Annotated in this window: 9 protein-coding genes; 5 read left to right on the top strand and 4 right to left on the bottom strand. The window is 45.2% G+C overall.

Annotated features, from left to right (window positions below):
• Positions 1-89 precede the first annotated feature (89 nt).
• Together ABXT70_RS13045 and ABXT70_RS13040 are read right to left on the bottom strand one after the other, a co-directional pair.
• Entirely contained in the window at positions 90-2,378 is a 2,289-nt protein-coding gene (locus ABXT70_RS13045; RefSeq protein WP_443640894.1) for a DUF1989 domain-containing protein, read from the bottom strand.
• A 156-nt stretch (positions 2,379-2,534) separates the two neighbouring features.
• Positions 2,535-3,248: a FadR/GntR family transcriptional regulator gene (locus ABXT70_RS13040; protein ID WP_443640893.1), complete on the bottom strand. Its 714-nt coding sequence runs from the start codon at positions 3,246-3,248 to the stop codon at positions 2,535-2,537.
• 342 nt (positions 3,249-3,590) lie between these two features.
• Between ABXT70_RS13040 and ABXT70_RS13035 the strand changes: the two genes are divergently transcribed.
• From ABXT70_RS13035 to ABXT70_RS13015, 5 genes are all read left to right on the top strand, one after another.
• A complete protein-coding gene (locus ABXT70_RS13035; RefSeq protein WP_443640892.1) occupies positions 3,591-5,066 on the top strand; it encodes a glutamine synthetase family protein in 1,476 nt (491 codons plus the stop codon).
• Between the two features lie 94 nt (positions 5,067-5,160).
• On the top strand, positions 5,161-6,096 hold the full coding sequence (locus ABXT70_RS13030; RefSeq protein ID WP_443640891.1) for a hypothetical protein: 936 nt from the start codon (positions 5,161-5,163) through the stop codon (positions 6,094-6,096).
• Positions 6,084-6,929: a hypothetical protein gene (locus ABXT70_RS13025; protein WP_443640890.1), complete on the top strand. Its 846-nt coding sequence runs from the start codon at positions 6,084-6,086 to the stop codon at positions 6,927-6,929. The genes ABXT70_RS13030 and ABXT70_RS13025 overlap by 13 nt, the downstream gene beginning before the upstream one ends.
• A 121-nt stretch (positions 6,930-7,050) precedes the next feature.
• Positions 7,051-8,286, top strand: coding sequence for an FMN-binding glutamate synthase family protein (locus tag ABXT70_RS13020; RefSeq protein WP_443640889.1), 1,236 nt, complete (start codon positions 7,051-7,053; stop codon positions 8,284-8,286).
• 12 nt (positions 8,287-8,298) lie between these two features.
• Positions 8,299-8,682: a hypothetical protein gene (locus ABXT70_RS13015; RefSeq protein WP_443640888.1), complete on the top strand. Its 384-nt coding sequence runs from the start codon at positions 8,299-8,301 to the stop codon at positions 8,680-8,682.
• Positions 8,683-8,799: 117 nt separating this feature from the next.
• Here the strand turns inward: ABXT70_RS13015 and ABXT70_RS13010 are convergent, their stop codons facing one another.
• Together ABXT70_RS13010 and ABXT70_RS13005 are read right to left on the bottom strand one after the other, a co-directional pair.
• Positions 8,800-9,780: a GlxA family transcriptional regulator gene (locus tag ABXT70_RS13010; RefSeq protein WP_443640887.1), complete on the bottom strand. Its 981-nt coding sequence runs from the start codon at positions 9,778-9,780 to the stop codon at positions 8,800-8,802.
• Between the two features lie 472 nt (positions 9,781-10,252).
• Positions 10,253-11,707, bottom strand: coding sequence for an NADH-quinone oxidoreductase subunit N (locus tag ABXT70_RS13005; RefSeq protein WP_443640886.1), 1,455 nt, complete (start codon positions 11,705-11,707; stop codon positions 10,253-10,255).
• Positions 11,708-11,709: the final 2 nt, after the last annotated feature.

The raw sequence follows: 11,709 nt of genomic DNA, 5'->3' as shown, positions 1-11,709 counted from the left end.
CCTTTTCTTTTAAAGACAGGCAAAAGCCTGTTTATTTTTCGATTCAGCTATGCAGTTGAATTGAAAAGGCTTGCAACATCAACTCCAAATTAAGCCCTCACGCGAGATTTAGTTGGATCGTAGTGAGAAATGCCCACTACGGTTGCAGGAATACGTTTAATGTGGCCATCAAGCTTACCTACCTCTACCTGAGTGCCAGGCTCTATGTGACCGATGGACATACTACATAATGCAATGTTCTGATTTAATATGGGTGAGCGCACAGCGCTGGTAATAGTGCCCACTTGCTGACGTCCTACACGGACACATTCACCATGGCCTGCAATCTCTTCACCTTCTAATACTAAACCGACCAGTTGACGCTGTGGATTAGCTTTACGTTCAATCAAGGCGTCACGGCCAATAAAATCTTCTTCTTTAGTTTTAAGCGGCACTGTGAAACCGATGCCAGCTTCAAACGGATCGGTCTGATCGTTAAATTCGTAATCAGCAAAAATTAATGCAGATTCGATTCTTAGGTTGTCCAAAGCTTCCAACCCTAATGGTGTGATGCCAAATTCTTGGCCAGCTTCCCATACTGCGTCCCATACTTCATATCCATCTTTAGGGTGGCACCACACTTCGTAGCCACGCTCTCCAGTGTAGCCAGTGCGTGACACAGTCACAGGTGCACCTTGTGGCCCACCAATACGACCATGGGTAATGCGGAATGGACGCAGATCTTCAATAGTGGTTTGAGAATCAGGGGTGAAGATCACCTTCTTCAAGGTTTCGCCACTTAGTGGGCCCTGTACTGGTAAGTTGTGCAGTTGGTCGTTGGAATCTTTAATCACTACACTAAAATTCTTTTCGATCGCTACTTTACGCAGCCATTCAATGGCACCGTCGCAACCACCCACCCAACGGAAATTATCAGTTCCAAGGCGGAATACCGTACCGTCGTCTACCATGCAGCCATTGTGATAACACATGGCGGTGTAGATCACTTGTCCTATGGCAAGCTTACGAATATTACGGGTAACAGCGTAATTCAATAAGTTTTCGGCGTCTGGGCCTAAAACTTCACACTTACGTAATGGGCTTAAGTCCATCAATACCACTTTTTCACGACACGCCCAGTATTCAGCGATAGCGCCATAGTTACTGAAGTGGTTTGCTAACCAGTAGCCATTATAATCAACAAAGTGTTGAGTCATGGTGGCGAAGCGGTCGTGAAATGCTGTTTTCTTAGTCATAGTGGAATCTGCTACGGCGTTTTTACGGAAGGCATTGCCTTTCTCAAAGTTGTTATCAGCGGCGTAAATCCGCACGTGAATGTCTGTTGGGTTCCAGCCGTTTGCTGGGCTGGTGTCGTCTGGGCAAGCCGTAGAACCACAAACAAGGTCTACCTGAGCCTGCATTAATATATAGTCACCCGGGCGAGTCCACGGTTGGCACGAGCTATGTTGATCGTAATCGTCGTAGCCTGTGTTAAAGAAAAAGTTAACTGCTGGCCAGCCTTTACGCGGTGCAACACCCATTGGGCCTAACACTGCATTGAGGTTTTCTGTGCAGTTAGTGTGACCAGGGTAGCCGATGTCATCATAATACTTAGCACTACAGGCTAGGTTAAAGGTATCGTGACGGGCTACTGTGTCTTGGATAACATTAAGCACATTAACTTGATCATCGGTATAAAACTTGTCATATAGGCCAGGGCCTGGGAAAGCAGAGGCCATTAAGGTGCGTGTAGTTAATGGGCAAATAAGTTTTTCTACGCCGTGTGCTAAGCGCGCTGCATCTAAGGCAATAAAGTCCGAGCATTGGCGGCCGGCAACGTCAATAATTTGAATGTATTCACCCGCTTTAACTAAGTAGCCTTGGGCAGTGCTGTTGTTAATTCGAATTTCACGATCTACAACCCCTAACGGCGCTGGCAATTCATCATTAACAATTACCCCGGTGCCACTAACGCCAACAATAATGTCCGTAGGTGGTATCAGTTGCTCTTGGCTCATGTCCTCACCTGGGGCAGCGATCAAACATAAGACATCATTGGTAATGGAGTAGCTTTGCTTGCTTAGGGCTTTTGACTTAACCCCAAAGATAGAAATACCTTGGCAGTTGGCGTGGTTGTTAGCGCTCATCCAGTCACGTAAAGGTGCAATATCACTATTAGCTGTTACACCCAAACTTTCAAGGGCCGGATTACCATTACTGTCAAAGGCCATAAGCTGGACTTCTTGCTCACCTTCGGGGTCGTTCAACGTTAAGGTGGAACCCGCAGCCAATTGCAAAGAAATTAAATGCTGTGCAGGCACTCTGTAGCGTTGTGTGCCGTCATCACCCAATACAGGTGATGGCATGGGGTTGGCACTGTAATAGCTAAGCGGTTTCATAGGCCAGGGGGCTCAAATGGTATTAATATAGTCACTGATCACAGCGAGTGTACAAAACTCACGATAACAATATGATATGAACAACCTTTGTCTGCAGTATGTATAGAATGTAATATTTTGTTAATTTTTTTAACAAATGGCTGATAAAACTGGAGATTAGCGCACTAAATCCTTTTGTGCCTTGTCTAAGTGTTCGGTCATGGTGGCTTTGGCTGTTTGTGCATCACGATGGCTGATGGCCTCGAATATGGTTCGGTGATGGGTATTGTACTGGGCCATGTTCTCAGCGCTTAATACTTTGCCCCGGCTAGCGCGCCATAATTCATGGCGACGAACTTCATTCACTTGCTCGTAAATCCACATCATCAGCGGATTGTCACATGCTTGCGCTATGGCTTGGTGAAAGGCTTCGTCGGCAATAGAGAACTGTTCGGCGGTTCTAGCTGCCTCTACCCTTTCAAGGGCTTGGCCCAGTTGTTCAAGATCACGGCCCGCAGCATGGTGCACTGCAAGATCTATAATAGCTGGTTCTAGCATGTTGCGAACCTGCATAAGTTGCATCGGACTTGTAGTGTCGGCAAATTGGCTAGCAGTCTCGTCTGGCGCCTGTGGTCGCACAAAAGTACCACTACCCACTTTACGCTCTACCAAGCCATCTTGTTCTAACAATGTAAGGGCGCTTCGTAAGGTGCCTCGGGAGACATCGTAATGGGCAGCCAAGTCTCGTTCAGCAGGCAGGCGCTCGTTAGCCCTATAAACCTGTTTGCGTATGGCCTCAGAGATGGCCGTAGCTAATGCCCGAGCGCCATTAGGCTTAGACTGGCGTCGATCTAGGGTTCGGTAGTTTAAAGGTGCCTTGCTGGGGAACATGGTCTGCTACTGCTTTTGGTTATTATTGGTATTAAGATTAGCACGTTTATAATGATAATTGGTATAGCTAATGGTTTATAACAACTGAAAAATTAGTTTTGGAGCAAATTACCCTAAAATAATGATTTAAGGGTCAAATAAAAATATGTTTATAAAACATCAATTTAGTTAAAATTCATATCGTTTGTAGAAATAATTAACAAAAAAAGACTTGCCTCACCAATTTCATAAATGGTATATATTTACGGCGCTTTATATGTACCTTTTCTATACCAATATCGTTTTATTGGTTAGAAATTATAGGTCCTTAAGCCCAAACAACAATAATATGAGGAGGCATCGATGACAGATTTACAGCAATACGTTGACGCTCCAGGCCGTGATGACCTGGTTAAGCAAGTGCGCGCTAAAATCGACGAATTAGGTATTACCTATGTTTATTACCAGTTTATCTCTGTAACTGGCCGTATTGTGGGTAAAGGTATCCCGGCACGTCACTGGGAACGTACAGCGGCCAAAGGCTTTCAGCTTGTATATGGTTCAACAGCTAACTTAGCTATTGACCGTCATGGTGAGTACATTGGTTACGGTCCTGAAGCTTCTGAGCTTGTGGGTATCGCTGATCCAGATACATTTGTGCAGCTACCTTGGGACAAGCGTGTTGCACGCGTGTTCTGTACGCTATTCCGTAACCGCGAAGAGCGTGTTAATCCAGGTCAATTTTTGACTTCAGATTGTCGTGGCAACTTACGTCGTATTCACGCAGAATTTAAAGGTAAGCACGGCCTAGAAATGCGCTGTGGCACCGAACCAGAAATGATGTGGTTGAAGAAGGGCGAAGACGGCATGCCAGATGGCGGCGTGACTAAGCCAACTTGCTACCACATTGATCAGTTTGAAGAATTGCGCCCTGTATTTATGCGCGTCATTGAATACTCTGAGAAAATGGGCTTAGATATCATTCAAGGCGACCACGAAGACGCCCCTGGCCAGTTAGAATTGAACACCCAGTATGATGATGTACTGCAAAACGCAGACCGTTTAACCACTTACCGTCAAATCTGTGCACAAGTTGCACGTGAATTTGGTTTGATTGCTTGTTTCATGAGTAAGCCATTTATGGGTGTGTCAGCTTCAGGCTGTCACCATAACATGTCTCTATGGTCTGGCGGCGAAGACGTATGTCATCCAGAAATCGCGGGTACTGATTCGCTTCCAGGTATGCCTGGTCCATTTACCTACCGCGAAGGTGGTCATAACACCTTTATGCCAGTACTTGATATCCATGAATCTAAGCCAGGTCCTATCGGCCTACAATGTATCGGTGGCGTAATTGCTCACTTGCCAGCATTAACTTCAATTGGTTCTTCTACTGTGAACTCGTTCCGTCGCTTATGGGACACTGGCTTCTGGGCACCGATCTTTGCTGACTGGGGTTACCAGAACCGCACGTGTGCTTTGCGTGTATCTGCACCAGGACGCTTTGAGTACCGCTCAGTAGACTCAATGGTTAACCCGTACTTAATGGGTGCGGCACTACTTAAAGCCTTTGACGATGGTATGGACAACGATCTTGACCCAGGCGATCCGGAAGAACGTAACATCTACGCGGCTATGGAGGCTGGTAAGCAAGTTACGAAATTACCAATGTCTTTAGGCGAAGCCATGAATGAGCTTGCAAATGATGAAGTGATCAAGTCCTCTATGCCTGGTGAAATGTACACTGTTTACAGTGGTCATAAGAATGATGAGTGGGAACGCTTTAATCAAACTGTGACTAACTGGGATACAGAAACGTATCTTGATTGCTTGCCATAAACGGCAAGCTTTCAGAAAACCCCGGCTGGCAAGGTTAATAGCCTGCCAGCCAATTTTATAACTACTCTAAAAGTAAATATTAGGAGACGCGACCATGTGTGGTATTGCAGGCCTTATCCATAAGAAGGCGGGCGGTGCAAACATCGGACAAGAAATGACTGATATGCTTCAAGCTCTGAAGCATCGCGGACCAGATTCTACCGGTTATGCGCTATATGGCTCCCCCATTAGTAACTACATAATGCGTATCAACCTTGCAGAGCAAGCTGATACTAAGAAAGGTTTTGACGTTACATCACAGCTTCAATCACGCAACGACTTAGTCGATGCGCGTATGGCAGAATTAGGTGCTAGCGTAGCTAAAAAAGAAAATTCAACTTCTTACGCGTTGCGTTATGAAGTGTCTTTTGATGGCGACCTTAAAAACTTAATCGATTATATTGAAGACATCGAAGGCGTTGAAGTAATGTCTTGTGGTAACGGTCTTGAATTGATCAAAGACTTGGGCGATGCAGCTGTTGTTTCGGCTCAGTATGGCATCAACTCTTTCCAAGGTTCACACGCAATCGGTCACACCCGTATGGCGACTGAGTCTGACGTAGATATTCGTTCAGCTCACCCTTACTGGGCATATCCGTTTGCAGACGTATCTGTAGTACACAACGGCCAGTTAACGAACTACTGGACTAACCGCCGTGCCCTAGAACGTCTTGGTAATCGTTTTAACTCCAACTGTGACTCAGAGCTTATTGCTGTTTATATCGCTAACCGTATTAGTGAAGGCGACGACTTAGAAAAAGCAATGCGTCGTTCAGTAGAAGACTTAGACGGCGTATTTACCTACCTTGTAGCGACTTCTGACTCGCTAGGTATGGCTAAAGACGTTATGGCTGCTAAGCCTATGGTTATCTATGAGAGTGATGACTTCATCGCATTGGCTTCTGAAGAAGTTTCAATCCGTAAAATCTTCGACCACGATATTGATACATTTGACCCCTATGAAGGCGAGGTGCGCGTATGGCAACTGTAAGCACGTCCGGTCAATCCCATGACATGGGTTTGCACACGGAAAAGCTCACAAACAGAACTCAGCAACGTTTTTTTGATGCTGGCGAATCGGCGAATTTTACTTATGCATGGGCTCCAGTAGTCGACACAAACAAAGTAGGTACTTTGGATTGTGAAGGTATGGATGCAACTGCAATTAACATTCGTATTCGAGAATTGATGGCAGAAGGTTGCGGCACTATTAATCTAAGCAACCCAGGCTCTATGCATGGTTTGTGTGTCGGTATTCTAAGCCGTTTACAGCTTAATGTCACAGGTAGCTTGGGCTACTTTGGTTGTGGTTTGATCGACGGACCTAACGTGAACATCTCTGGTCGTGTTGGCTGGTCATGTGGCGAAAACATGATGGCTGGAACTATTATGGTCCAGAAAAATGCGGGTTCTACCTTCGGCGCAGCCATTCGTGGTGGTGACTTAGTTTGTAGAGGTGACGTAGGTTCGCGTACCGGTATTGACCAAAAAGGTGGCACTATCATCGTTGGTGGTAAGACTGGCGCATTCACAGGTTTTATGATGCAACGTGGTCGGATGATCATTCTTGGCGACGCTGGCATCAACCTTGGCGACTCTATGTACGACGGTACTATCTACGTAGGTGGCAAAATTGAAGGCTTAGGTGTAGACGCCGTGCCCGCTGACTTGAACGACCTTGACCGTAAGTGGTTAAAGTCTAAGCTAGATCTATATGGTATGGAAGCGCCTAACGGCATCGATAACATTCAAAAGATCGTTGCTGGTAAGCAGTTGTGGAACTACGACAACCTCGAACCATCAGAGAAGAAGCTAGTTCTTTAAGAGCAGCGAGGATACTTATTATGGCAGTTGTTAATCAAAAAGAAATTATCGGGAAGAGCTTCATGTTCCCGCCGGAAGTCATGAATGACATCCACATAAAGTCCGACCTGGTCGTTACCGTATGCGTGGTTTTTCATTGTTCAAGAAAATCCCAAGCTGGGACGACTTGACCTTCATGCCTGGTACTTTGACACGCTTCGTAATTGAAGGTTACCGTGAAAAGTGCTTAACCAAAACCGTGATCGGCCCTAGAGCTAAGCGTCCTTTGGTACTCGACATCCCTGTGTACATCACTGGTATGAGTTTTGGCGCATTGTCTTACGAAGCTAAGACAGCATTGGCCCGTGGCGCAACCATGGCAGGCACTGCGACCTGTTCTGGCGAAGGCGGCATGATCCCTGATGAGCGTCGCTACTCTGAAAAGTGGTTTTATCAGTGTATTCAATCTCGTTACGGCTTTAACCCACACCACTTGCGTCTAGCTGATGCTTGTGAATTCTTTATCGGCCAAGGCTGTAAAGTTGGATTAGGTGGTCACTTGATGGGCCAGAAAGTAACCGATCAGGTTGCTGAGATGCGTTCACTACCAGCTGGTATCGACCAGCGTTCACCTGCTCGTCATCCAGACTGGTTGGGTCCAGATGACCTTTCTTTGAAGATCAAAGAAATCCGTGAAGCCACTGACTGGCAGATCCCTATTCAGCTTAAGTTGGGTGCGGCTCGTGTATATGATGATGTGCGTATGGCGGCTAAGTGTGAGCCAGACTCTATCTTCATCGATGGCATGGAAGGCGGCACTGGTGCTGGCCCACACGTGGCTACTGAGGAAACTGGTGTTCCTGGTATTGCTGCTATCCGTCAGGCGCGTAATGCCCTTGATGACGTAGGTAAGACTGGTGAAATCAGCCTTGTATACGCTGGTGGTATCCGTAACGGTGGTGACGTGGCTAAAGCTTTGGCACTTGGTGCCGATGCAGTTGCGATTGGTCACTCTTCGCTGATGGCATTGAACTGTAACCGTGACATTGAAGAAGCTGATTTCCCTAACGAAATGGGTGTAGAAGCTGGTTCTTGTTATCACTGTCACACTGGCCGTTGTCCAGTAGGTGTTGCGACTCAAGATCCTAAGCTTCGTGCTCGTCTAAATCCAGACGAAGCTTCTGAGCGTGTATATAACTTCTTGCACACTTTAACCATCGAATGTCAGTTGTTGGCACGTGCCTGTGGTAAGACAAACATCCATTCTCTAGAGCCAGAAGACATTGCGGCCCTAACCATGGAAGCGTCTGCCATGGCTCAAGTACCATTAGCAGGTAGCCAGCATACAGTTGGCCGTCCAGACATGACGCGTTTCTAGGAGGACATTACAATGTCAAAAGAAGTAGATCATTATTTAACTACAGACGGTCTGGATACAGAACGTGAGAAGATGATTGGTCAGACCATCGGTTACCGCTACGACGTTAACTTGGTACCTGACATGGATCATTGTACTCCGTACCTTACGGAATACATGGCCAAAATGAACTGGTCCGACCTTAACTGGTTGGAAGACGTTCATATGGGCTACGAAGAAGACAAAGCTGCTGTTTTCGATCGTAATATCAACGCTTGGGTAACCATCCCTGATTCGATTGATCTTCCAAACAATCAGCAAGACCGCGACATGATTGCGCGTGAGTTGTTGGTAAAGTTCCAGATGTCTGAAAACCATCCTATGGTTCAGTTGCGCGAAGCTTACGCAAAGTTCTAATGGCGATATCTTGGGGCTAGCGCCCCAAGTCTTCAGCATTAAAAAGCCCAGCAATTGCTGGGCTTTTTTGTGGTTTTCATTTTATGTTACGGCGAAGGAAAAGGGTAATTTAATTAATTAAGCGGACCACATTAATGCTTTTTGATGACGCGCTTTTAACGGTGGCAGTCCAAAACGTTTTTTATAACATTTATAAAAACTAGGCAAAGAAGAGAAGCCACTATGTATGGCAATCTTTTCAACTGTAAACTCAGATTCAAATAATAATTTATGGGCATGATTAAGGCGTTTTTCTAAATAATAAATACTTGGAGAAATGCCAATATATACTTTAAATAAACGTTGAATTTGACGCTTCCCCAAACCAGCATATCCACTTATTTCAGAAAGACTTAATGGTTCATCAATATTATTTTCCATTAATGATGCCACTTGCTGTAAAGAATTAGGCCAACCGTAAGGGCTGATCTTATTATCTAAACGATGCTCTTTTGGGGTCCGTAAAATACCACAATTCATCTCTTCTGCTACGGCTATCGCCAACGATTTACCATGGTGGAGATGGATAATATGTAACATCATATCCAAGCTTGTACTGCCACCTTGGCAAGTGAAGCGGTTATTGTTCACATTAAAGATTGCACGGTTTGGTGTAGCACCTTGTTGGCGTAAATCACCTAAATGGCGGTGATCGATGGTCCATCGGCAATCGTCTAGTAAGCCTGCACGGTAGAGGTAGTAAGGCCCAGTGCCCACACCGCCTAACAAAGTGCCATTTTCGGCTAAGCGCGTCAAAGGTGCAGTAAAGCCTTGAAGAGGGAGCTGATGGATGTCTTGGGTTGCACAAATAACTATTGCGTCAAGTTGATCTAAAGCTAGGTAAGAGGTCAAGGGTAACGTATCAATCTGTATGCCGCATGAAGATAGTACGGGGCCACCGTTTAATGAAAACAATTTCCAGCGATAAAGTTCATGCCCAAGGTGGTGGTTGGCAACTTTTAAAGGCTCGACAATATGGCTCATTTCAGCCAAGTTATAACCAGGGATTAATAAGGCCCCTAGCTGCCAATTTTTATTGGAAATTATATTTAGCGACATACATATTCGGTGATTAAACTAGGGTTTAAATAAAAGTATATTTGTAGATCATTTAAACCATATTAATCCTAATTTGTCGTTTTTACAATAAATTTCACCCTAATAGTGTCGCTCTAGGATAATAATGTATACAGGTAAACATAATATATGAACAATAAAATATAATGAAAAGGATATGTTTTAAAATGCAACAATAGATAAATTTATGTTAATTAAATAAACATTTTTTCGCCCATAATAGAGTCCATCTATAAGGTCATCAAGTACCGAAGGGTATTAATTAAATGGTTATTTTTTTAGAAAATTGGTATAAAAATTATTAGAGGCTACGACTTAATGAGTAAGTGAACCTCTTGCATGTCAGAAATAAAAAGCCCCATGTCACAAGCACATGGGCTGAGATGTAGGGTTTTGATTAACTGTAGTCGAAGCTGTAGAAAGAGGTTCTTCCTTAAGTAGGGATGGTAAGGCCCTACGCAATGGCGAGTTGAACCCATTCGATCACGGGTGTTGGATATAGGCCCAACCAAAGGGTAGTCGCTGCCAACAGCAACAATAGCAGTTTTTCACTAGTGCCAAGAACCAGCTGACGATCGCTAACAGGGGTTTTACACAGCACCAATATCACCCGCAAATAGTAATATAAGCCTAGACTACTGCCTAGCACCAGCAAACCCAACAATAGCCAAAGTTGACTGTCGACTGCTACTAGTACTAAATAATATTTACCGATAAAGCCTGCTGTTAAGGGCATTCCTGCTAGGGCCAACATGGCCAGGATTAAACAGCTTGCTAACAGAGGTTGCTGAAACAGGAGGCCTTCATAATGCACCAAAGTACCACTCTCAAAACGTCGGTCTTGGGCTGCTAGTTGGCTTATAACCGCAAACGCTAACATGGTCATGCTGGCGTATGTGAGCAAGTAGATGCCTGCTCCCTCAAGAGCAGTTGATAAGGTAGTGGCCCCATGGGTTGCACTGGCTGCAAGAGTCACAATAACGTATCCCATATGAGCAATACTTGAGTAGCCCAGTAGGCGTTTTAAATTATTTTGCCGCAAAGCTAACAAATTGCCCATAACCATAGACAATACCGCCATCACGGTTAAACCCAAAAGCAGTAAATCTAAATAGTCACCTTGCGCCATCATTAACCAGCGCATAGCAAAGGCAAACACGGCCACTTTAACCGCTCCCGCCAAGAAGCCGGTAACAGGCGCAGGCGCCCCTTGGTAAACATCTGGCGTCCACATATGGAACGGTATCCACGACATCTTAAAGGCAACTCCCACTAACAGCAGGGCCGAGCCAACAACGAAGTACCCCGATTGTAATTGTGGCCCCCCTGCAACGACTTGAAGGTCTATAGATAGATTGCCTGCATAAGCATAAATCAGAGCCACCCCAAACAATAAGAAGCTTGACGACACTCCCGAAAGCACCATGTACTTAACCCCAGCCTCAAGGGTCGTGTTGGTCTGCTGTTTACTATGGGCCATATAACCCACCATGGCAAACAAGGATACACTCATGAGTTCTAGGCCAATAAACATACTGGCAAAATGGTTACTCGCTACCAGCACACAGGCACCCAAGGCCGCCAGGGAGAGCAATATATAATACTCTTCAGAGATTTCATCAGCTGTTTCTAGATAGGCGTAGGACATCCAAGCACAGGCTAAGCTTACCAACAACACAACTCCTCCCAGTAAGCGACTGAAATCATCTATGATCAACAAGGGGGTCACTTGTTGCGCCGTATTGCCCATATCCGTAAAGGCCAAATATGCAGCCATAGAAAATCCAATACAGGTAACCCAACAGATAAGCTTGTGGTCACGTACGAAGGCTATGAGTAGTAATAATATGACACTAATTGAAGCCACTAATAACAACGGCATGAGTGATGTTAATTCGAGCCAGTTCATAT

The sequence above is a fragment of the Candidatus Njordibacter sp. Uisw_039 genome (assembly GCF_047730075.1).
In the GTDB taxonomy this organism is placed as follows: Bacteria; Pseudomonadota; Gammaproteobacteria; order Pseudomonadales; family Balneatricaceae; genus Njordibacter.
Note: the sequence above shows the minus strand (reverse complement) of the source record. Positions and strands in the feature narration are given on the sequence as shown.